The organism is Anaeromyxobacter sp. SG66, assembly GCF_022690805.1.
GTDB classification, from domain to species: domain Bacteria; phylum Myxococcota; class Myxococcia; order Myxococcales; family Anaeromyxobacteraceae; genus Anaeromyxobacter; species Anaeromyxobacter soli.
Window position 1 is genome coordinate 1 of record NZ_JALCZC010000076.1, and the last position, 20,202, is coordinate 20,202.

Consider the following 20,202-nt stretch of genomic DNA (forward strand, 5'->3'; position numbering starts at 1 on the left):
CCCGGCGAAGCGCGCGAGCGCGTCGCGGAGCGCGCCGTCGCCGCCGCGGGACGCGCGGAGGAGCGCCGCGAAGCGCGCGCCGAGCGAGCCGTGGCGCGCGCGCAGGTCGCCCACCGCCGCCGCGAGGGCGGCGAGGTCGGGCGGACGGTTGAACCGGTAGACCGCGCCCGCGAAGAAGGACGGGTCGGGCGACCGCGCGAACTCGCGGACGAACGCCGCCGGCGAGGGGCCCATCGCCGCGAGCACCCGCTCCACGACCGGCTTGAACACGTCGGCCCGGCCGTAGGCGAGGCTCGCCGCGAACAGCGCGGCGACCTCCGCGTCGGCGGGATCCGCGTAGCGCCTCGGCAGCTCCACCGGATCCGCGGCCAGCCGGGCCCGCCGGTCGAGCGCGGCGTCGAGGGCGTCGAGCAGGGGGCGGAGCGCCGCGGCGCGGGCGGGCGACAGGGTGCGTGGCCGTCGCGTCATCGGTAGCGGGACTTAGCGCGGCTCGGGCCCGCCCGCCCCCTGGCTGTCAGAGCCCCCTGCTATTCCGTTCAGGGTCGCAGGCCGAACGGAGGTGACGGGATGAATCAGCGGATGAGGACCTGGCTCGACGGGCGGGAGTGCGCGCGGAACCGACGCGTCGGCGAGCTGCGAATCGAGGTCCGGGTTGCACGGGATCGGACGCTCGAGCCCGGCGCGCGGCGGCGCGCCGAGCGGCGGGTCCAGCTCATGGCCGGGCTGCTGGACCGCGGGGGCGGGACGCTCGACGCGTGATGGCCATGGGCCGCTCGCCCCACGGCTCGAGCGCGGTGGGCGAGACTCGAGCGATCGGCTCCGAGGGGGCCCCTGAGGCGCTCGGGATGAGCCGCCCTTGGGGGGCTCGGCTCAAGCGGCGGACGAGGTGGGCGCGGGGAGCGCGGGTTCCATCGCGACCCGCAGCGCGGCGACGAGCTGGGCGACGCGGAAGGGCTTCGGGAGGAACGTGAGGGCCCCGGCGGCGAGGAGATCACGCTCGCTACCCGGACGCCCCGAGAGACCGATGACGGTCATGGCGCGGACTCGCGGATCCGGCGAGGCGTGCAGGCGGAGGATCAGCTCCGCACCGGTCATCTCGGGCATCCACTGATCCACGATCGCGACGGCGGGCTGCACGGCGAGCGCCAGCCGGAGCGCGGCGGGTCCCGAGTCGGCCTGGAGCGGCTCGAAGCCGAGCGCCCTCAACGTCTGGACGAGGATCTGCCGCACGGGCTCGGCGTCGTCGACCACCAGGATCCGCACCGGTGTCTGCATGCCCGCGATCTTAACAGCGGGTATGTGCATGTGCGAGAAATCGGCACACGAGCCGATATCGGCCCACCCCGAGACGCCTCCCCGGCAGACGCGACCGCGAGGCAGGGGCGCGAGGCTCCGGGCGCTACACGCGTCCCGCGTCCTTGCGGATCTCGCGCAGCACGTGGCCGATCTCGGGCCCGATGAGCTTCTCCCAGGCGAGGCGCACGGCCGCGAGAGAGCCGGGCACCGAGAACACGGCCCGCCCTCCCCACACGCCGGCCACGGCGCGGGAGAGCATCGCGGCCGAGCCGATCTCCGCGTACGAGAGCATCCGGAAGAGCTCGCCGAACCCGTCGAGGCGCTTCTCGAGCAGCCCCGCGACGGCCTCGTAGGTCCGGTCGCGCGCGGCGATGCCCGTCCCGCCGTTCACCACGACGGCGTCCGCCCCGGCGCGCACCGCCTCCTCCAGCGCGGCGCGGAGCTGCGCCGGCTCGTCCCGCACGATCCGGTAGCCCGCGAGGACGTGCCCGGCCTGGGCCACCGCCGCTTTGAGGAACGCGCCGCTCCCGTCCTCCGCCTCGCCGCGCGTGTCTGACGCGGTGACGACGAAGATCCGCAGCGTGCGGGGCGCCTCGTGCCTGTGCTCCTCGTGTCCCATGCTCCCTCCTCCGGATGGCCGCGGCAGCGCTCGCGCAGGCGCCGCTCCTTACGGAACGCGCACGTCCGCGCGGGCCGCCTCCATCCGTCGCTCGACCGCTGGCCCGTCCGGCGCGTCGGGCGCGCGGCGCAGGTACTCCGCCCAGGCCGCCACCGCCGCCGCTGCGTCCCCCGCCCGCGCGCGGGCGTCGCCGAGGGCGCGGTGCGCGACCGCGACCCCCGGGTCGACGGAGATGGCGCGCTCGGCGTACTCGGCGGCGTCCCGCGGGTCGCCCTCCTCCGCGAGCCAGGCGGCCGCCGCCGCCAGCGCCGGAGCGTCGTCGTAGTCCAGGGCGCGCACGGCGCCGAAGCCGCGCGGGCGGAGCGCGGCCGCGATGCGCGCGCCTTCGAGGCTGTCCGCCGCGAGCACCCGCTCCTCGGGCTCGTAGCCGTCGGCCTCGATCCGCAGCACGTGCGGCTCGGGCGCAGCGTCCGGGACCACCGCCCCGCCGCCCGGGCCGAGCGGCCGCCCATCCAGCTCCACCCGGGCGGAGCGCGGCAGGACCTCGACGAGCACCTCGGGCGGGCGCAGCGCGGCGCCCCGGCGGCGCGCGCCGCTGCAGCCACCGGACGTCACGGCTAGCGCGGCGAGGAGGACGGAGAGGACGCGGAGCGGCGGCATGGCGGGCCGGCTCCTATATAACGCGCCCCATGCTCGACAAGTTCGCCATCGCGCGGTCGCTGCGCGAGCTCGGGACGCTCCTCGAGCTGGAGGGTGAGAACCCGTTCAAGGTCCGCGCCTACGAGAACGGCGCGCGCGCCGTGGAGGCGCTCGAGGATCTCGGGGCGCGCGTCGAGGCGGGGCGCCTCACCGAGGTCCCCGGCATCGGGGAGGCGCTCGCGAAGAAGATCGCGGAGCTGCACCGCACCGGGCGGCTCGAGCTGCTCGAGCGGCTGCGGGCGAAGCACCCGCCCGGCATCCTCGAGCTCCTCCAGGTACCCGACCTGGGACCGAAGAAGATCGCCGCCCTGCACGCGGCCCTCGGGATCGGCACCGTCGCCGAGCTCGAGGCGGCCTGCCGCGACGGCCGGGTCCGGACGGTGAAGGGCTTCGGCGAGAAGACGGAGGACAGGATCCTCGAGGGGCTCGGGCGCATGCGAGCGCGCGCGGCCGAGCGGCAGGTCCTGCTCGTCGACGCGCTCGCCGCCGGGGCGGCGCTCCTCGCGCACCTGCGCGCCGACCCCGCCGCGGAGGAGGTCGCGCTCGCCGGCTCGACCCGGCGGGGCAAGGAGACCGTCGGAGATCTGGACGTGGTGGCCGCGTCGCGCGATGCCGCCGCGCTCGCCGCGCGCCTCGTCGCCTACCCCCTCGTCGCGCGGACGATCGCGCGCGGTGGCACCAAGACGAGCGTCGAGCTGGCGTCGGGGCTGCAGGTCGATCTCCGCGTCGTCCCCCCGGAGGACTTCGCCACCCTGCTGCACCACTTCACCGGCTCGAAGCCGCACCACGTGAAGCTGCGCGGCATCGCGCGCGAGCGCGGGTTCACGCTGAGCGAGTGGGGGCTCCACCGCCTCCCGCCGGGCGCGGCGAGCGCGGGGGCCGCGCAGGAGGGGCGGCCCGACCCGGCGGCGAAGGTGCCCATCGCGAGCGAGGCGGAGCTGTACGCGGCGCTCGGGCTGCAGCCCGTCCCGCCCGAGCTGCGGGAGGACACCGGCGAGATCGAGGCGGCGCGCGCAGGCGCGCTCCCGGTCGATCTCATCCGCCTCGAGGACGTGCGCGGCATGGTCCACTGCCACACCACCTGGTCGGACGGCCGCGCCTCGGTCGAGGAGATGGCGCGCGCCGCGGAGGCGCTCGGCATGGAGTACCTCACCATCACCGACCACTCGCCGACCGCCTCCTACGCGGGCGGGCTCGACCCGGACCGGCTGCGGCGCCAGTGGGACGAGATCGCGCGCGTGCAGGAGAAGGTGAAGGTGCGGCTCCTGCGGGGGACGGAGTCGGACATCCTGGAGGACGGCGCGCTCGACTTCCCGGATCGCATCCTCGAGCAGCTCGACGTCGTCGTGGCGAGCGTCCACTCGCGGATGAAGATGGACGAGGACGCCATGACGCGGCGGCTGGTGCGCTGCATGTCCCTCCCGGTGTTCAAGATCTGGGGCCACGCGCTCGGGCGGCTCCTCCTCGATCGGCCCTCGTTCGCCTGCCGCGTCGACGAGGTGCTCGACGCCCTCGCCGCCTCGCGCGGCGCCGTGGAGGTGAACGGCGATCCGCGCCGGCTCGAGCTCGAGCCGCGCTGGCTGCGGGCGGCCACCGCGCGCGGGATCCCGGTGGTCCTCTCGGTGGACGCGCACTCGGTCCAGAACCTCGGGTTCCTCGGGAACGCGGTGACCGTCGCGCGGCGCGGATGGGTCCGGCGTGGCCAGGTCCTCAACACGCGCCCGGTCGAGGAGTTCCGCCGCGCGGTGCGGCCGGTGTCGTGAGCGGCGCTCCCCGGTGCGGGGGCGCGGTCGAGCGCGGGCGGGATGGGCGTCGGCGCCACGCCCCGCTCCGCTGGCCGGCACGGGCCCGCTGGCGGCGTCGGGCCGGCTTGTGCCGGGGACGGCCCGCGTCTAGTCTCGTCCGGCCTTGGCCAACGTCCTCAAGTCGAAGCGCGTCCAGGTGCTCGGGGCGCTCATGCTCGCCTCGGGCATGCCGCTGGGGTTCGTCTTCAACACCTTCCAGATCTTCCTCCGGAGCGCCGGCGTCGATCTGAAGACGATCGGGATCCTCTCCGCGGTGTCGCTCCCGTGGAGCCTCAAGTTCCTGTGGGCGCCGCTCGTGGACCGCTACGCGCTGCCCCGCCCGGACCGGCGGCGGAGCTGGATCGTGCTGGCCCAGATCGCGCTCGCCCTCGGGCTCTTCGCGTTCGCGGCCTACGCGGGCTTCGCGCTGGAGCGCGATCCGGCCACCGGCCGCATCGCGATCGCGGCGAGCGCCGCGGCGGTGCTCGGCGCGATCGCGCTGTTCATCACCATCGCGTCCGCCACCCAGGACATCGCGCTCGACGCCTACTCGGTCGAGGTGCTCGAGCCGGACGAGCAGGGGCCCGCGAGCGGCCTGCGGGTCATGTGGTACCGGATCGGCATGCTCGTGGCGGGCGCGCTCGCGATCTTCTCGGCGCAGTGGCTCCCCTGGCCGGTGGTGTTCGCCCTGCTCGGCGGCCTGTTCCTCGCCTCCATCGCGCTGACGCTCTGGGCCGACCCCCCCGTGCGGCCGGCCGCCGCGCCGCGCTCGCTCAAGGCGGCGATCGTCGAGCCCTTCCGGACCTACTTCGGCCGCCCGCAGGCGCTCACCGTGGCCGCGTTCCTCGTGCTCTACAAGTTCGGCGACAACGCCGCCGGCACGATGGTGAACCCGTTCCTGAAGGACATGTGCTTCTCGAACGCCGAGATCGGCCTCGCCGTGAAGATCATCGGCACGGCCGCGACCATCGCGGGGACCGGCCTCGGCGCCGCGCTCATGTCGCGCCTCGGCCTGGGCCGGGCGCTGTGGGCGTTCGGCTTCGCCCAGGCGGGCGCGATCGGCTTCTACGCGCTCGCCGCCGCCGCCCGCGCCGCTCCCCTCGACGTGGCGCTCTGCGCCACCCTCGAGCCCATCTCGGCGGCGGCGCGCGGCTGGACCTACGTCGGGATCGCGGCGGAGTACGCCTCGCAGGGGATGGGCACGGCCGCCCTGCTCGCGCTCATCCTCCGCGTCTGCGACAAGCGCTACAGCGCCACGCAGTACGCGCTCCTCTCGAGCCTCTTCGGCTTCGGGCGGACGCTCTCCGGGATCCCGAGCGGCGTCCTCGCCGAGCGGCTCGGCTACCCCCTCTTCTTCGCCTCCTGCATGGCGCTCGCGATCCCCGGGCTCCTCGTGCTGCAGCGTCTCGCGCCCCTCCACCAGCGCGACGTGCTGTCCTCCGAGTCCGCGGGCGGCACGCCGGCCTGACCCGGAGGCGGCAGCGAGCGCGCCGCACACCGCCCCGCCTCCGCGCACACGCCCTGCCGCTCGCGCCCTTTCCGTGCGGCGGGACCGCCGCTAACATGCGCGCCCGCGCCGCTTTTGGCGCGCAGCTTCCTGGAGGAAGACTCATGAAGAACGTGATCCGCACCGCGGCCGCGCTGGCGCTGCTGCTCCTCGCCCCCGCCGCGCTCGCTCAGGGCCGCGGCGCCCGCAGCTCGAGCGGGCTCACCAACGCCAACGTCCTCCTCGGCTTCGAGGACGGCGACGGCAACACCGGCCTCGCGCTCCGCGGCGACCTGGAGATGCTGCCGACCCACCTCGGCCCGAACACGAACCTCTCGCTCGTGCTGTCGCTCGGGTACTCGCGCTTCTCCGACTCCTACTACGGGTGGGAGTGGGGCATGAACCTCTTCAAGCTCGTGCCCGCCGCGCGGTTCGGGTTCGACGTGGCGCCGCGCTTCGGCCTCTACGGCGACGCCGGCCTCGGCCTGTACTTCGCCAACATGTCCGTGAAGGAGCGCGACCCCTACTACGGGACGTGGACGAAGGCCTCCGACTCCACCGTCGGCCTCGTCATGCGGCTCGCCGCCGGCGCGAAGTTCGACGTGACGCCGACCTTCGGGCTCGGCGCCGAGATCGGCGTGAACCCGTACTTCGGCGGCGACTACGAGGACACGACGTTCACCGGGATGCTGCTGGCGTCGTTCCGGATGTAGCGCTCGCAGCGCCGACCGGGACGAGCACGTCCACGGTCCCCTGCCGTCCCACCCCCCGGACCGGCCAGAGGTGGAACGCGCGGAGCCATCGCTCCGCGTGCTCCTCCTCGCCGGCGGGGCGGCAGATGCGGAGCGACTCCGGGGGACGCCCCTTCCACAGCGGCGCGGTCGGGTTCGAGCGGTGCGTGAGGCCGTACACGCGCCGCGCGAGCCCGCGCTCGCGCGCGACGAGGGCGGCGTGCCACACCGTCGGCCACACCGACCAGTAGTCCCCCGCGACGAGCTCGCAGCCCGCCGCGAGCACGTCCTCCGTCCGCGCGCCCGCCGCCGCGTCGAGGTCCGCGCGCACGCGCGCGAGCGACGGGGCGCCGTAGGCCGCGAGCGCCGCCGCCGGCACGAGCGCCAGCGCGGCCGAGCCCGCCGCCGCCGCGAGCCTCGGGAGCCGCGCGAGCGGCTCCGCCAGGAGCGACACCGCCGCGAGGTGGACGAGCACGGCCGAGGGGGCGAGGTAGCGCCAGTGGAAGGCGTTCGCCTCGACCCACTCCAGCGCGCCCGCGAACAGCGCGTAGCCGAGCGCCGCCGCGAGGAGCGCGCCGGCACGCACGAGGGCGCCCGCGAGCTGCGGCCGGAGCGGACGGGTGAGGAGGAGCGCCAGGCCCGCCGCGGCGATCGCGACGAGCGCGAGCCCCCAGCGCCGCTCGTCGTGCCACGCCAGCCCGAAGAACGACGTCCACGCCCGGGGCCAGCGCTCCACGGGGAGCGCGCCCATCGCGAGCCGCAGGCGATGACCGGTGAGGAGGGGGTACAGCCGCAGGAACACGTGGCCCGCCGCGAGGCCGGCGCCGAGGAGCGCCCCTTCGCGCACGAGCCGGGCGCGCACGGCCCGCCGCTCCGTCCCTTCGACGAGGTCCCCGCCCGCGCGCGCGAGGGCGAGCCCCAGGAGCACGATGCCCGCCACCGCGTTCACCCAGTGGGCGGCGACGACGAGGAGGAGCGCCGCCGCCGTGCGGAGCCAGGCGAGCCGCGGCGGCCACGCCGCGCCGCCCCCGCCCGCGCCCGGCGGCTCCGCCAGGGCGAGCCCCGCGAGCGCGAGCGCCGTGGACAGCCCGTAGGGCTGGGAGGCGAGGTACTCGAAGAGCCAGGGGGCCGGCGCGAGCAGGAGCAGCGTCCCGGCCGCGAGGAGGCCGGCGAGCGGCCAGTCGCGCCCCGCGAGCGCGTGCCGCGCGAGCAGGACGAGCGAGGCGAGGCCCGCGAAGGCGGTCAGCGCCCGCTGCAGGAGGAGGTTCGCGAGCGGATCGCGGAGCGGGAGCGCGACGAGCGGGACGAGCATCCCGAAGCGCTCCTGGTCCCAGAAGAAGGGGGTCCAGCGCTGGAGCGAGACGAGCACGGGGACGAGGGAGTCCCCCTGCTCGAGGCGATGAAAGCTCCCGAGGTCCACGAGCGCAGCCGCGCTCGCCAGCGCCGCGACGAGGATCGCGCCCCGCCACGCGCCCCGCGCCCAGCTCACGCCGCCCTTCACGTGCCTCTCCTCCCGCCGTCGGCCTCGGCCCGGACCGCGCCGGCGCCGCGGCCACATCCTCGCCCAGAACGGCCGCGGGCGCGACGCCGGTGCGCCGCGCCCGCTGAGCGGCGGCCCCATCTTGGTACCGGCGCGGGCAGGGGGCCCCCCCGGGCGGCGGCGCGGAAGCGGCGAAGCCGCTCGCGGCGGCGCACGGGACCCGGCTGTCGGGGTGGGGCATCGATTGGTACGCGCGCACGAGCGCGCGGAGCTTCGCTCGGCGGGGCGGGGGCGCAGCCCCCGTGCGAACATGGCTAAACGACAGCGTGATTCGCGGCACCGAAGGTGAACGCGAATCACGAACTGTCGTTTAGGAGAGCCAGCTCGGAGGGACCGCTACTTCGGACGTGCGGCGCGCTCCTTCGCCTCCTGCGCGAGCGCGCGGACGGAGAAGCCGGGCGTCTGCGCGTACTCGTCGGTGGCGACGGTCGGGAAGGGCTTGGCGCGCGCGCGCATCTCCTCGAGCTTGTCCGCCGGGATCGACGGCGAGCCGCGGCGGAGCCACGGATCGTACTGATAGGAGATCGGCGGCCCGCGGAGGAGCCGCTTCTCGTCCCAGATCTGCGCGCCGCGCTCGTAGGACGGCGGGGTGTGCTCGCCCGAGTCCATGCGAATGGCGTCCTTCGGGCACGCCTCCACGCAGAACCCGCAGACGATGCAGCGCAGCTCGTCGATGACGAACTTCACCGGGTACTTCTCGATGGGATCGTCCGGGTACTCGCCCGCCTCGATGTAGATGCACTGCGCCGGGCAGGCGGTCGCGCACATGTAGCAGGCGACGCAGCGGGGCTTGCCGTCCTCGCGCGGGACGAGCCGGTGCAGGCCGCGGTAGCCGGGGGGATACGGCACGCGCTCCTCGGGGTACTGGAGCGTCGCGTTGTCCGACCACAGCTCGCCGCGCCGGCGCTCGAGGACGTCCGGGTTCTTGTCGCGCGTGAGGAACAGGTTCCGGAGGAAGTGCTTCGTGAGCACGCCGATGCCCCGGATGATCTCCGGGAAGTACATCCGCTCGCGCAGATCGGCGGGCCGGTTCTCGATCGGATAGGGCATGGGTCAGTGTCCCGCGACGGCGTGGGCGGCGGCGTGGTCGTGCTCCCCCGGAGCGGGAGCGCGGCCGACCGCGGCGGTGATGGCGCCGATGATGACGATCGTCGCGACGCCGATCCAGGCGAGCAGCTGCATCGAGGGGTCGAGGAGCAGCGCGCCGGCCGTGATGAAGATGTTGGCGATGGCCGCGGGGAGCAGGATCTTCCAGCAGAGCTTCTGGATCTGGTCGAAGCGGAAGCGCGGCAGGAGCCAGCGGATCGTGAGCTGGAGCCACATCAGCACGATCATCTTCGCGAGGAACGCCCCGCCGCAGATCGCCCCGAACCAGAGGGGCGTCACGGTCTGCCGGAGCCACTCGGTCGAGACGACGATGGGGTGCCAGCCGCCGAGGAACACCGCGGTGATGATCGCGGAGAGGACCACGATCTCCACGAACTCCGCGAGGAACATCAGGCCGAACTTCATGCCCGAGTACTCGACGAAGTAGCCGACGATCTCGCTCTCGCCCTCGGGCAGGTCGAACGGCGCGCGCTTCGTCTCGGCGAACGCGCTCGCGAAGAAGATGAGGAACCCGACCGGCTGGAGGAGGATGCCGAGCGCCGGGACGGGGCCGAGGACCGCGAGCCCCTGCGCGGTCACCATCTCCTCGAGGCGCAGGGTGCGGTACGCGAGCATCGTCCCGACGAGCGACAGCCCGAGCGAGACCTCGTAGCTGATCATCTGCGAGGAGGCGCGGACGCCGCCGAGCAGCGCGAGCTTGTTGTTCGACGCCCAGCCCGCGAGCGAGGTGCCGTACACCGCGAGCGAGGAGATCGCGAAGATGTAGAGCAGCCCGGCGTCGGGGCTCGCCACCTGCAGCGCGACGCCCGCGCTGCCGAGCGCGCCGGCGGCCGAGTCGACGATGGCGGCGAGCGGGATCGGAGGACCGAGCGGGATGATCGCGAACAGCGCGAACACGGGCGCGAACGCGAGCGCGGGCGCCATCTCGTAGAGGACCCGCGTCCGGCCGCGCGGCGGGGCGCTCTCCTTCGTCAGCATCTTGAGCGCGTCGGCGGCGAGGAACGGGATGCCGCCGAGGGCGGACCCGAGCACCTTGATGCGGTTCGCGCCGATGCGGTTCTGCATCATGGCGGACCACTTCCGCTCCGCGACCGTGAGGAGCGAGCCCGAGATCATCATGACCACGAGCATCAGCGTGACGACGTTGGCGATCGCGGCGCCGAACGACGGCGGCGCGCCGAGGTACTCGGCGAACACCCACGCGAGCCCGCCGGCGGCCAGGTAGAACGCGGCCGAGAGCCCGACGAGACCGGCCACCACCGCGCCGATGAGCACCACCATCCCGATGAGACGGTTCACTTGGCCCTCCTCCTAGGTCGTGCGGGCGAGGGCGCGGCGGGCGTCCTCGGACGTCTCGGGGGGAACGCGGTCGCGGTAGCCGGGGAGCCGGCCGTCCACGGTGCCGGCGGCGAGCGGGACGATCCCGGGCCGGCGGCGGGTGGACGGCAGCGAGTCCCAGCGGAAGTCGCCGAGCGCCGTCCCGAGCCGCGGCCCGAGCTCGACGAACACGTCGCGCGCGGTCGCGAACCGGTAGGACAGCCCCAGCGCGCGCCCCAGCTCGGACGCGAGCAGCCAGTGCGGCCGGGAGTCGCCCCGCGGGAAGTACGCGAGCTCGAACCGCTGCGCCCGCCCCTCGAAGTTGACGAACGTGCCGTCGCTCTCCGAGTGCGGCGCGGCCGCCAGGAGCACCGTGGCCTGACGCGCCACCGGCCCGTCGTCGTAGGACTGCGCCACGAGCACCTCGGCGCCCTCGAGCGCCGCGGCGGCGGCGGGATCCGGGACCTCCGTCCCGACCGCCCAGACCGCCCGGACCTTCCCGGCGGCGACCGCCGCGGTGAGGTCGCCGAACGGCCGCACCGCGAGCCCGAGCGCCTGCGCGACGAGCTCGAGCCCCTTGCGGTTCGGGTTCTCGTCGGCGCGCTTCAGGAAGGCGTCCTGCCAGCCGTCGCGGCGACCGCCGACGAAGACCTCGGCGACCCCGAGCGCCTCCTTCGCGACCGTCGCCGCGGCGAGGAGGTCCTCGAGCGAGGCGAGCGGCGAGAGCAGCACCGCGAGGCTGCCGGCGCGGGCGTGCGGCGCGAGCGCGGCGGCGGCCCGCTCCACGGCGACCTCGCGGGCCAGCACCTTGGCCTGGGCGCCGCGGCCCTCGCGCGAGAGGAGCGCGCGGTCCGCGTTCAGGTACTTGTACGAGACCCGGCCCTCGTCACACATCCACTCCTGGTTGACGGCGTCGTTCTCGCGCGGGCGGTAGCGGTAGGTGGTGTCGTTCAGGTAGTCGAGGAAGGTGTTGCAGCCGCGCGCGCAGCCGGTGCACACCGACCGCGCGGCGCTCATGAACCAGACGCGGCCGCGGAAGCGGAAGTCCGCCGAGGTGAGCGCGCCGACCGGGCAGATGTCGACGACGTTCCCGGAGTACTTGGAGTCGAGGGGCTGCCCGGGGAACGTGGTGATGAAGCTCTCGTTCCCGCGCTCGGCGACGCCGAGCTGCGGCTCCTTCGCGACCTCGCGCATGAAGCGGACGCAGCGCGTGCAGAGGATGCAGCGCTCCTGGTCGAGCACGACCATGGGCCCGAGCACGACCCGCTTGCCCTTCGTCACCTTGGGCACGTCGAGGCGCGAGGGCTGCCGGTCGTACTTCATGTAGTAGTCCTGCAGCTTGCACTCCCCGGCCTGATCGCAGATCGCGCAGTCCACCGGGTGGTTCAGGAGCAGGAACTCGAGCGTGGCGCGCTGCTGGTCCTTCACGCGCGGCGTCTCGGTCTTGACGGCGACGCCCTCGGAGATCGGCATCTGGCACGCCGGCATGAGCTTGCCGCCGGGCGCGTTCGACATCTCGACGAGGCACATCCGGCAGTTGGCCGCGATGGAGAGGCGCTTGTGGTAGCAGTAGTACGGGATCTCGATCCCGAGCGCCTTCGCGGCCTCGATGACGGTCGTGCCGGGCTTCGCGACCACCTCGCGCCCGTCGATCGTCGCCGTGACCATGCCGGGGTTCTTCGGCGGCGGCGGCGCGGGCGGGCCCGGCGGCGGCTTGGGCGGCGCGGCGGCGGGGGCCTCGGGCTTCTTCTCTTCGGCCATTGCTCGTTCGCTCCTGTGGATTCCGGCGCGGCTACTGCTCGACCTCGCCGCCGATCATGTTGATGCTGTCGAACGTCGGGATGAGGTCGGAGAGCAGCGAGTCCTTCGTCATGAACGGCAGGGCGGCCAGCATCGGCCAGCCCGGCGCCCGCAGGCCCAGCTTGTACGGGCGCCCGCCGCCGTCCGACACGACGTAGAAGCCGAGCTCGCCGTTGGCCGCCTCGGTGTAGCTGTACGCCTCGCCGGCGGGGACCTGGATCCCCTCCATGATGATCTTGAAGTGGGCCATGAGGCCCTCGATCGTCCCGTAGACGAGCGGCTTCGGCGGCAGGACGTAGCGGAAGTCCTGGACGGCGATCTCGCCCGGCTCCATCTGCGTGAAGCACTGGCGGATGATGCGATCGGCCTGCCGCATCTCCTCCATGCGCATCTGGTACCGGTCGAAGTTGTCGCCGTTCGTCCCCACCGGGATGTCGAAGTCCACCCGGTCGTAGACGAGGTACGGCGCCGCCTTGCGCAGGTCGAACGGCTCGCCCGACGCGCGCAGGCACGGGCCGGTGAAGCCGAGCTCGATCGCGTCCTCGCGCGGCACGACGCCCGTCCCGCGGGTGCGATCGATGAAGATGCGGTTGCGGGAGAGCAGGCCGTCGATCTCGTCGACGTACCCCTTCACGCGATCGAGCGTCTTCCCGGTCTTCTCGACCCAGCCCTCGGGCGCGTCCCGCGCCACGCCGCCGACGCGCGCGTAGTTCGAGGTGAGACGCGCGCCGCACAGCTCGGCGAGCCGGTCCCAGATGATGTCGCGCGCCTCGACCGCGTAGAGGAACACCGTCATCGCGCCGAGCTCCATGCCCATGGCGCCGACGAGCGTGAGGTGGTCGCAGATGCGGTGGAGCTCGGAGGTGATGACGCGCAGGTACTTCGCCCGCTCGGGCACGTCGAGCTTGCACAGCTTCTCGACGGCGAGGGCGAAGCCCACGTTGTTCATGATGGAGCTGACGTAGTTGAGCCGGTCCGTGTACGGGAAGCACTGCGTCCACGTCACGTTCTCGCAGCTCTTCTCGAACCCGCGGTGGAGGAAGCCGATGTCGAGCTTCATCTCGCGGATGATCTCGCCGTCGAGCTCCACCACCGCCCGCGTCACGCCGTGCATGGCGGGGTGCGACGGTCCGAGGTTCACCGTCATCCGCCGCGACGGCATGAACGCGTCGAGCTCGCTCTCCCCGGGCCGGAGGCGGAGCTCTTCGCCCGGCGCCGCCGTCTGGACCTCGCCCAGTCCCTTCTTCTCGGTCACGGTCTGCCTCCGTTCACCGTCCGTCCTCGGGGCGCGCCTGCGCGCGCTCGCCGAGGCCGGGGCGCGCTAGTCGCGCGTGGCGGGCCCCGGCCCGCGGTAGATGTCCTTGACCTCACGCTCCTGCACGAGCGGCTGGCGCCCCTTGAGCGGATAGTCCTTGCGGAGCGGGTGCCCGACGAACTCGTCGTACATGAACAGCCGCCGCATGTCCGGGTGGTCGCTGAAGCGGATCCCGTACATGTCGAAGCAGTAGCGCTCGAACCAGTCCGCGCCGCGCCAGAGCGACGTCACGCTCGGTACGACCGCGTCCTGCTCCGGCACCTTCACGCGCAGGCGAATGCGCCGGTTCGTCTTCAGCGAGAGCAGGTTGTAGACGACCTCGAACCGGGGCTCCTGCCCGAGGTAGTCGACCGCGGTGATGTACGGCGCCATGTCGAAGAGCATGCCCGGATCGCTCTTCAGGAAGCGGCACACCTCGACGATGCGCTCCTTCTTCACGAACGCGCAGTCGTCGCCGCCCACGCCCACGTAGGCGTCGTACACGGCATCTGGGAAGCGCTCGACGAGCGCGTCGATCACGACCTTCGACATGGTCCCTCGCTAGCGCGTGGTCGGCGTCTGGCCGACCACGGGCAGAGGCTTGCGGTCGATGAGCTTGTGCTCCTGACCCTGGATCTTCCGCTGCAACAGCATGATGCCGTCGAGCACCTGCTCCGGCCGCGGCGGGCAACCCGGGACGTAGACGTCCACCGGGATGATCCGGTCGATGCCCTGCACCGTCGCGTAGTTGTCGTAGAAGCCGCCCGACGACGCGCAGACGCCGAACGCCATCACCCACTTCGGCTCGGTGATCTGCTCGTACACGCGCCGGAGGATCGGCGCCTGCTTGCAGTTCACGGTGCCGACGACGATGAGGAGGTCCGCCTGGCGCGGCGAGAAGCGCGGCAGCGCGGCGCCGAAGCGGTCGAGGTCGTAGCGCGCCGACGCGACGGTCATGTACTCCATGCCGCAGCAGGCGGTGACGAACGGATACTGGAAGAGCGAGTACTTCCTCGCCCACCCGAGGCCCTTGGAGACGAGCCCCTGCAGGAAGCCCTGCGCCTCGTCGCGGCGGGTGGTGATGACGGGGACGGTGTCGAGCTCGGATGCCATTGCGACTCCTAGTCCGCCCAGTCGAGCACGCCCTTCTTCCAGACGTACACGAGGCCGGCCACCAGCGTGGCCACGAAGATACCCATGGAGACGAACCCGGCCCAACCGAGGCCCGGGTAGCCCTGGCTCGGCAGGAGCAGGACGGCCCACGGGTAGAGGAAGATCGCTTCGATGTCGAAGACGATGAAGAGCAGCGCGACGACGTAGAACTTCACGCCGAAGCGCTCTCGCGGAGAGCCGGCGGCTGGCTCCGACCCGCACTCGAACGGGGTGCTCTTCACCACGCTCGGCCGACGAGGACCGAGCAGGTTGGCGAGCGCCACCATGAGGGCCGCGAGTCCTACCGCCACCAGCAGAGCGACGCCAATCGGGAAATAGGTCTGGAGGGGTGTCAGCATGGGTGGGCAGGGGTCCGCTTGGAGGCCCCTTAAGTGCCTGTCGCGATCAGGGTTGTCAACGGGTTTGGCCCCCTTGACACAGGGGGGGCGTTATGTAGACTCCGCCCGCACTTTCCTGAGTTTTGCCGACAACATAGGTCCACTTTAGGAGCGCCGGCATGGGCTTTCAGTTCGGCACCGTCCTCGTCTTCGCGATCGTCACGCTGGGTTTCGCTCTGGGTGGAGTCACCCTGTCGAGGCTCGCCGGTCCGCGCATCCCCAATGCGGAGAAGGCGACCACCTATGAATGTGGCGAGCGGCCCATCGGGGTGGCGTGGTTCAACTTCAATCCACGCTTCTACCTCGTCGCGCTCGTGTTCGTGATCTTCGAGGTCGACATCGCCCTGACGTTCCCGGTGGTGGCCGTCTACCGCGACTGGGTCTCGGCGAGCCCCGCGCTGGCGTGGGTGGCGTTCTTCGAGCTGTTCCTGTTCACCGCCATCCTCGTCGTCGGCCTGGTGTGGGTGTGGGCGCACGGCGACCTCGAGTGGGTGAAGACGCTGGCGCCCTCGCGCGCCTCCGAGGCGCCCCCGGCACGGAAGGCCGCGTAACCCGCACGTGTTGCAACTACAGGAGATCTCCTCGAAATGACGGGACGAACGATGGACGCGGGGGCCGGGGCCGGGGACGTCACCCTGTTCCACACGAGCCAGCTCGACAAGCTCATCAACATGGCTCGCGAGAACTCGCTCTGGTACCTGCTGTTCGGCCTCGCGTGCTGCGGCATCGAGCTCATGCAGTTCGGCGGCCCGCGCGCGGACGTGATGCGCTTCGGCGCGATCCCCCGCGCGAGCCCTCGCCAGGCGGACTTCATGATCGTGGCGGGCACGCTGACGTACAAGATGGCCGAGCGGGCGAAGCTCCTCTACGACCAGATGCCCGAGCCCAAGTACGTCATCTCGATGGGCTCGTGCTCCAACTGCGGCGGCCTCTTCCAGCTCGGCTACTCGGTCTGCAAGGGCGTCGACAAGGTCCTCCCCGTCGACGTCTACGTGCCCGGCTGCCCGCCGCGGCCCGAGGCGCTCACCGAGGGCCTCATCCGCCTGCAGGAGCTCATCCGATCCGAGCCCTGGTCGACGAAGCGTCGAGCGGCAAAGGGGAGCGTCGCGTAGGGCGCCGACAGGCAGGCTTCACGTTTGGTGTTTCCGGACGGGGCGAGCCTGGGCACGCGATGAGCGGCCCGCTCGCCTCGCTTAGCAGCAGGGGAACAGATGACGACCACAGAAATCCATGACCGACTGAAGGCACGGTTCGGCGAGGACGTCGGCCCGCTCTCCGAGCCGAAGATCGACGCCTTCGCGGTCGTGAAGCGGGAGCGGATCGTGGAGATCTGCCGCTTCCTCGCGAAGGAGCCGGGCCTCGAGCTCGACTTCCTCGAGGACCTCACCGCCCTCGACTGGCCGAAGAACAACCAGATCGAGGTCGTCTACCACCTGCTCTCGTACCGGCACCGGCACTCCATCGTGCTGAAGGTCCAGCTGGACCGGGCCGCGCCGTCGATCGCGACCGTCGAGGGCGTGTGGAAGACGGCCAACTGGTTCGAGCGCGAGGTCTACGACCTCTTCGGCGTGACGTTCGAGGGCCACCCCGATCTCCGCCGGATCATGCTCCCCGACGACTGGATCGGCCATCCGCTGCGGAAGGACTACCAGGAGACCGGCGGCTACCACGGGTTCTCCAACGTCCGCGAGAACCCCCTGGTCGAGCTCAAGCGTCTCGACGACGTGCGCCGCGCCGAGGCCGCGAACGCGGCCGGTGGCGTCGACGGCCCCGCGAAGGCGTAGGGAGAACACATGGAGAAGCTCATCCTCCGCCGCGTCGACCGCAACTACGAGGAGATGGTCCTCAACTTCGGTCCGCAGCACCCGTCCACGCACGGCGTCATCAACTTCATCGTCGAGACCGACGGCGAGGTGATGAAGCGGGCGATCCCGGACGTCGGCTACCTCCACCGCTCGATCGAGAAGATCGGCGAGGCGACCGGCTACCCCGGCTTCATGCCGTTCACGGATCGCATCGACTACGTGGCGGCGATGTTCGCGAACGAGGGGTACGCGATCGCCGTCGAGAAGCTCCTCAAGGTCGAGGTGCCGCCCCGCGCGCAGTGGCTCCGGGCGATCAGCTGCGAGCTCGTGCGCATCGCGAGCCACCTCATCGCGGTCGGCACGATGACGATGGACATCGGCGCGTTCACGCCGATGGTCCACGGCCTGCGCGAGCGCGAGGAGATCAACGACTTCATCGAGGCGCTCTGCGGCGCGCGGCTGACCTACAACTACCACCGCATCGGCGGCGTCGCGTTCGACCTGCCGGAGGGGTGGCGGGACAAGGTCCTCGCGTTCCTCGACCGGTTCGACAAGTTCCTCCCCGAGTTCGACCGGCTCATCACCTTCAACGAGATCTACAAGAAGCGCCTCGCGAGCGTCGCCGTCGTCTCCCGCGAGCAGGCCATCGGCTACGGCCTCGTCGGCCCGAACCTGCGCGGCTCCGGCGTCGACTGGGATCTCCGGCGCGACATGCCGTACGGCGCCTACCCGAACTTCGAGTTCGAGGTGCCGGTGGGGAAGGGCTGGGCCGGCGCGGTCGGCGACTGCTTCGACCGCTACTACGTGCGCTGCCTCGAGATGAAGGAGTCCTCGCGCATCGTCCGCCAGGCGCTCGAGACCATCGGCCAGACTCCCGAGGAGATCATGGCGAAGGTGCCGCGCAACGTGAAGCCGGACGCCGGCGAGGTGCTCTCGCGCGTCGAGTCGGCTCGCGGCGAGATGGCCTACTACGTGGTGTCGGACGGGACGAACAAGGCGTACCGCGTCCGCGCGCGCACGGGCTCGTTCACCGCGATGTCCATCATCGAGGACATCTCCGGCGGCCTGATGGTCGCCGACCTGGTCGCGCTCATCTCGTCGCTGGACGTCGTCGCTCCGGAGATCGATCGCTAATGGCCACCGTCACGCTCCCGAAGGGCAACCCCCGGACCAAGCTGCTCGTCACGCTCGTGGTGGCGCTCGCGCTGCCCGTGATCCTGTTCGGCGCCGTGCTCGTGCTCGCCACGATCGCGAAGCCCGAGCCGGTGGCGGTGTTCGTGCGCGAAGTGCTCCACCACGACCCGGCCACCTGGCCGTTCACCGGGCTCGTGTACGGCGTCGCCGCCGGGCTCCTCACCTTCATGATCCTGAACTTCGGCGCGGTCGTCGCCGCGGTCACGATCTGGTGGGAGATGCGGGTCAGCTCCCGCATGCAGAGCCGCATCGGCTACAACCGCGTCGGCGCGGGCGGCTTCTTCCAGTGGATCGCGGACGCGGTGAAGCTCCTCCTGAAGGAGGACCTCATCCCCGCCGACGCGGACCAGCTCCTCTTCCGCGCCGCGCCGTACTTCGTCTTCGCGGGGTTCGGCCTCATCTTCGTCGCCCTCCCCTTCGGCGAGAGCGTCATCGCCGCCGACCTCAACGTCGGCATCTTCTACGTGACGGCCGTCACTGCGCTCGTGGTCGTCGGCATCCTCCTCGCCGGCTGGTCCTCGAACTCCAAGTGGGCGCTCTTCGGCGGCATGCGCTCCGCCGCCCAGGTGATCTCGTACGAGATCCCGGCCGGCCTCGCCGTGATGGTGCCCATCCTCATGGCCGGCACCCTGTCGATGCAGGGGATCATCCGCGCCCAGGGCGCCTGGCCGTGGCAGTGGTTCGTGTTCACGAACCCGGCCGCGCTCGTCGCGTTCGTCATCTTCTTCATCGCGCAGCTCGCGGAGTCGAACCGCCCGCCGTTCGACCTGCCCGAGGCGGAGTCGGAGCTCGTCGCCGGCTACCTGGCCGAGTACACGGCGTTCCGGTACGCGATCTTCTTCCTCGTCGAGTTCGGCAACGTCTGGATCATGAGCGCCATCGCGGTGACGCTCTTCTTCGGCGGCTGGCAGGTGCCGGGCGTCGCCGCGGAGGCGTACGAGGCCGCGCGCGGCGCGGGCGCGCTCCCCGCGCCGGCGTGGTGGGGGCTGCAGGTCGCGTCGATGGCGGTGTTCTTCGTGAAGACGTTCCTCGTGATGAACCTCGTCATCTGGATCCGCTGGACCTTCCCGCGCATCCGCGTGGACCAGATGATGAACCTCTGCTGGAAGTACCTCGTCCCGGGCGCCTTCGCGACGTTCGTCGCCACCCTGCTCTGGCAGATCCTGGTGGCGCGCGTGCCGGTCGCGTCGACCGTGAGCGGCGTGGTCCTCTTCGTCGGCGCCCTCGTCGCCCTGGTGCAGATGCTGCGGCTCGCGAAGCAGAACGTCGAGGCCGGCGGCGATCAGGTCGACCTCTCCAACTGGTAGGCGGGATACGAACATGGCCCAGTCCGTCAGCGAGTACACCGGCGCCATCAAGGACACCGTCAAGTCCTTCTGGCACGGCATGTCGATCACGCTCTCCCACCTGCTCCGCAGGCCGATCACGGTCCAGTACCCGGACCGGACGCCGATGCCGGTGCGGGACATGCTGCCCCCGCGCTACCGCGGGTTCCTCGAGGTGGACACCGCGATCTGCACCGGGTGCCAGGCCTGCGAGCGCGCCTGCCCCATCAACTGCATCCAGATCACGCTCGAGAAGGACCCGGCGAACCCCAAGCAGCGCGTCGTCACGCAGTTCGACATCGACGAGGCGAAGTGCATGTTCTGTGGGCTGTGCGTGGAGCCCTGCCCGACGGGCTCCATCCAGCACACCCGCGAGTTCGAGGGGTCGCAGCGGAACATCCGCAACCTGACCTTCCGCTGGTCCGACGCGCTGAGCCCGTTCCCGGTCTACAAGGTCGACAAGAACGCGGAGTACTACCCCCGCGCGCCGCTCGGCTCGCTCCTGCGCGCCAAGCTCGAGGCGCATCCGTGGAACGAGGCCGGCCCGGTGTTCCTGCCGCCGGAGGCCCCCGGCGCCGCGAAGCCCGTGGCGCAGCCGAAGGCCGCCGCTGCCGCGGGCGCCGCCGGCGCAGCGGCGCCCGCCCCCCGCGCCGCG

22 protein-coding genes are annotated in these 20,202 nt (G+C 72.1%); 10 read left to right on the plus strand and 12 right to left on the minus strand.

Translation table 11 applies throughout. From position 1 onward, the window contains the following. On the minus strand, positions 1-468 hold a 468-nt coding region (locus MNZ39_RS17500), incomplete at its 3' end, for a DUF2400 family protein (protein ID WP_242340369.1). Between the two features lie 99 nt (positions 469-567). Here MNZ39_RS17500 and MNZ39_RS17505 point away from each other — a divergent pair. Next, positions 568-759: a hypothetical protein gene (locus MNZ39_RS17505; protein WP_242340370.1), complete on the plus strand. Its 192-nt coding sequence runs from the start codon at positions 568-570 to the stop codon at positions 757-759. Positions 760-870: 111 nt separating this feature from the next. Here MNZ39_RS17505 and MNZ39_RS17510 read toward each other — a convergent pair whose 3' ends face one another. The 3 genes from MNZ39_RS17510 to MNZ39_RS17520 all read right to left on the minus strand — a co-directional run bounded on the left by MNZ39_RS17510 (position 871) and on the right by MNZ39_RS17520 (position 2,575). After that, positions 871-1,275 carry a two-component system response regulator gene (locus MNZ39_RS17510; protein ID WP_242340371.1) on the minus strand — a complete coding sequence of 135 codons (405 nt, stop codon included), beginning with the start codon at positions 1,273-1,275 and terminating at the stop codon, positions 871-873. Positions 1,276-1,399: 124 nt separating this feature from the next. Next, entirely contained in the window at positions 1,400-1,915 is a 516-nt protein-coding gene (locus MNZ39_RS17515) for a molybdenum cofactor biosynthesis protein B (RefSeq protein WP_242340372.1), read from the minus strand. A gap of 48 nt (positions 1,916-1,963) precedes the next feature. After that, the gene (locus MNZ39_RS17520; RefSeq protein WP_242340373.1) at positions 1,964-2,575 is read right to left on the minus strand and encodes a hypothetical protein; all 612 of its coding nucleotides are present in this window, start codon (positions 2,573-2,575) and stop codon (positions 1,964-1,966) included. A gap of 29 nt (positions 2,576-2,604) precedes the next feature. Here MNZ39_RS17520 and polX point away from each other — a divergent pair, with 29 nt between their 5' ends. The 3 genes from polX (at position 2,605) to MNZ39_RS17535 (ending at position 6,597) form a co-directional block, all read left to right on the plus strand. Next, positions 2,605-4,377, plus strand: a complete 1,773-nt coding sequence (polX, locus tag MNZ39_RS17525) for a DNA polymerase/3'-5' exonuclease PolX (RefSeq protein ID WP_242340374.1) — start codon at positions 2,605-2,607, stop codon at positions 4,375-4,377. A 145-nt stretch (positions 4,378-4,522) separates the two neighbouring features. Beyond that, positions 4,523-5,866 (plus strand): MFS transporter, encoded by a 1,344-nt coding sequence (locus MNZ39_RS17530; protein WP_242340375.1) that lies wholly within the window; start codon positions 4,523-4,525, stop codon positions 5,864-5,866. A gap of 143 nt (positions 5,867-6,009) precedes the next feature. Further along, positions 6,010-6,597, plus strand: a complete 588-nt coding sequence (locus MNZ39_RS17535) for an outer membrane beta-barrel protein (RefSeq protein ID WP_242340376.1) — start codon at positions 6,010-6,012, stop codon at positions 6,595-6,597. On the opposite strand, the gene MNZ39_RS17540 is transcribed toward MNZ39_RS17535, so the two are convergent. The 8 genes from MNZ39_RS17540 to MNZ39_RS17575 all read right to left on the minus strand — a co-directional run bounded on the left by MNZ39_RS17540 (position 6,563) and on the right by MNZ39_RS17575 (position 15,184). Further along, a complete protein-coding gene (locus MNZ39_RS17540) occupies positions 6,563-8,116 on the minus strand; it encodes a hypothetical protein (RefSeq protein ID WP_242340377.1) in 1,554 nt (517 codons plus the stop codon). The genes MNZ39_RS17535 and MNZ39_RS17540 overlap by 35 nt on opposite strands. A 375-nt stretch (positions 8,117-8,491) precedes the next feature. Next, positions 8,492-9,205, minus strand: a complete 714-nt coding sequence (locus MNZ39_RS17545) for an NADH-quinone oxidoreductase subunit I (protein ID WP_242340378.1) — start codon at positions 9,203-9,205, stop codon at positions 8,492-8,494. A 3-nt stretch (positions 9,206-9,208) separates the two neighbouring features. Then, positions 9,209-10,561 (minus strand): complex I subunit 1 family protein, encoded by a 1,353-nt coding sequence (locus MNZ39_RS17550; RefSeq protein WP_242340379.1) that lies wholly within the window; start codon positions 10,559-10,561, stop codon positions 9,209-9,211. 12 nt (positions 10,562-10,573) lie between these two features. Next, a complete protein-coding gene (locus tag MNZ39_RS17555) occupies positions 10,574-12,340 on the minus strand; it encodes a 2Fe-2S iron-sulfur cluster-binding protein (RefSeq protein WP_242340380.1) in 1,767 nt (588 codons plus the stop codon). 31 nt (positions 12,341-12,371) lie between these two features. Next, positions 12,372-13,634 carry an NADH-quinone oxidoreductase subunit D gene (locus MNZ39_RS17560; protein WP_374109411.1) on the minus strand — a complete coding sequence of 421 codons (1,263 nt, stop codon included), beginning with the start codon at positions 13,632-13,634 and terminating at the stop codon, positions 12,372-12,374. 66 nt (positions 13,635-13,700) lie between these two features. After that, the gene (locus MNZ39_RS17565) at positions 13,701-14,225 is read right to left on the minus strand and encodes an NADH-quinone oxidoreductase subunit C (RefSeq protein ID WP_242340381.1); all 525 of its coding nucleotides are present in this window, start codon (positions 14,223-14,225) and stop codon (positions 13,701-13,703) included. Between the two features lie 9 nt (positions 14,226-14,234). Then, positions 14,235-14,786 carry an NADH-quinone oxidoreductase subunit B gene (locus MNZ39_RS17570; RefSeq protein WP_242340382.1) on the minus strand — a complete coding sequence of 184 codons (552 nt, stop codon included), beginning with the start codon at positions 14,784-14,786 and terminating at the stop codon, positions 14,235-14,237. A gap of 8 nt (positions 14,787-14,794) precedes the next feature. Then, positions 14,795-15,184: an NADH-quinone oxidoreductase subunit A gene (locus MNZ39_RS17575; protein WP_242340383.1), complete on the minus strand. Its 390-nt coding sequence runs from the start codon at positions 15,182-15,184 to the stop codon at positions 14,795-14,797. Between the two features lie 158 nt (positions 15,185-15,342). Here MNZ39_RS17575 and MNZ39_RS17580 point away from each other — a divergent pair, with 158 nt between their 5' ends. The 6 genes from MNZ39_RS17580 to MNZ39_RS17605 form a co-directional block, all read left to right on the plus strand. Beyond that, positions 15,343-15,774 (plus strand): NADH-quinone oxidoreductase subunit A, encoded by a 432-nt coding sequence (locus MNZ39_RS17580; protein WP_242340384.1) that lies wholly within the window; start codon positions 15,343-15,345, stop codon positions 15,772-15,774. Between the two features lie 36 nt (positions 15,775-15,810). Continuing rightward, positions 15,811-16,335 (plus strand): NADH-quinone oxidoreductase subunit B, encoded by a 525-nt coding sequence (locus MNZ39_RS17585; protein WP_242340385.1) that lies wholly within the window; start codon positions 15,811-15,813, stop codon positions 16,333-16,335. A 99-nt stretch (positions 16,336-16,434) separates the two neighbouring features. Further along, complete coding sequence (locus MNZ39_RS17590; RefSeq protein ID WP_242340386.1) at positions 16,435-17,007, plus strand: NADH-quinone oxidoreductase subunit C; 573 nt, start codon at positions 16,435-16,437, stop codon at positions 17,005-17,007. Positions 17,008-17,016: 9 nt separating this feature from the next. Then, complete coding sequence (locus tag MNZ39_RS17595; protein ID WP_242340387.1) at positions 17,017-18,162, plus strand: NADH-quinone oxidoreductase subunit D; 1,146 nt, start codon at positions 17,017-17,019, stop codon at positions 18,160-18,162. After that, a complete protein-coding gene (locus MNZ39_RS17600) occupies positions 18,162-19,529 on the plus strand; it encodes a complex I subunit 1 family protein (protein WP_242340388.1) in 1,368 nt (455 codons plus the stop codon). The genes MNZ39_RS17595 and MNZ39_RS17600 overlap by 1 nt, the downstream gene beginning before the upstream one ends. A 13-nt stretch (positions 19,530-19,542) precedes the next feature. Next, positions 19,543-20,202 (plus strand): NADH-quinone oxidoreductase subunit I (locus MNZ39_RS17605; RefSeq protein ID WP_242340389.1); only part of this gene is annotated, 660 nt, incomplete at its 3' end.

Coding starts and splice junctions, on each gene's coding strand:
- MNZ39_RS17570 (WP_242340382.1), bottom strand. CDS start 14,786: ATGGCATCCGAGCTCGACACCGTCCCCGTCATCACCACCCGCCGCGAC.
- MNZ39_RS17590 (WP_242340386.1), top strand. CDS start 16,435: ATGACGACCACAGAAATCCATGACCGACTGAAGGCACGGTTCGGCGAG.
- polX (WP_242340374.1), top strand. CDS start 2,605: ATGCTCGACAAGTTCGCCATCGCGCGGTCGCTGCGCGAGCTCGGGACG.
- MNZ39_RS17600 (WP_242340388.1), top strand. CDS start 18,162: ATGGCCACCGTCACGCTCCCGAAGGGCAACCCCCGGACCAAGCTGCTC.
- MNZ39_RS17580 (WP_242340384.1), top strand. CDS start 15,343: ATGGGCTTTCAGTTCGGCACCGTCCTCGTCTTCGCGATCGTCACGCTG.
- MNZ39_RS17595 (WP_242340387.1), top strand. CDS start 17,017: ATGGAGAAGCTCATCCTCCGCCGCGTCGACCGCAACTACGAGGAGATG.
- MNZ39_RS17535 (WP_242340376.1), top strand. CDS start 6,010: ATGAAGAACGTGATCCGCACCGCGGCCGCGCTGGCGCTGCTGCTCCTC.
- MNZ39_RS17565 (WP_242340381.1), bottom strand. CDS start 14,225: ATGTCGAAGGTCGTGATCGACGCGCTCGTCGAGCGCTTCCCAGATGCC.
- MNZ39_RS17515 (WP_242340372.1), bottom strand. CDS start 1,915: ATGGGACACGAGGAGCACAGGCACGAGGCGCCCCGCACGCTGCGGATC.
- MNZ39_RS17505 (WP_242340370.1), top strand. CDS start 568: ATGAATCAGCGGATGAGGACCTGGCTCGACGGGCGGGAGTGCGCGCGG.
- MNZ39_RS17555 (WP_242340380.1), bottom strand. CDS start 12,340: ATGGCCGAAGAGAAGAAGCCCGAGGCCCCCGCCGCCGCGCCGCCCAAG.
- MNZ39_RS17575 (WP_242340383.1), bottom strand. CDS start 15,184: ATGCTGACACCCCTCCAGACCTATTTCCCGATTGGCGTCGCTCTGCTG.
- MNZ39_RS17520 (WP_242340373.1), bottom strand. CDS start 2,575: ATGCCGCCGCTCCGCGTCCTCTCCGTCCTCCTCGCCGCGCTAGCCGTG.
- MNZ39_RS17510 (WP_242340371.1), bottom strand. CDS start 1,275: ATGCAGACACCGGTGCGGATCCTGGTGGTCGACGACGCCGAGCCCGTG.
- MNZ39_RS17545 (WP_242340378.1), bottom strand. CDS start 9,205: ATGCCCTATCCGATCGAGAACCGGCCCGCCGATCTGCGCGAGCGGATG.
- MNZ39_RS17585 (WP_242340385.1), top strand. CDS start 15,811: ATGACGGGACGAACGATGGACGCGGGGGCCGGGGCCGGGGACGTCACC.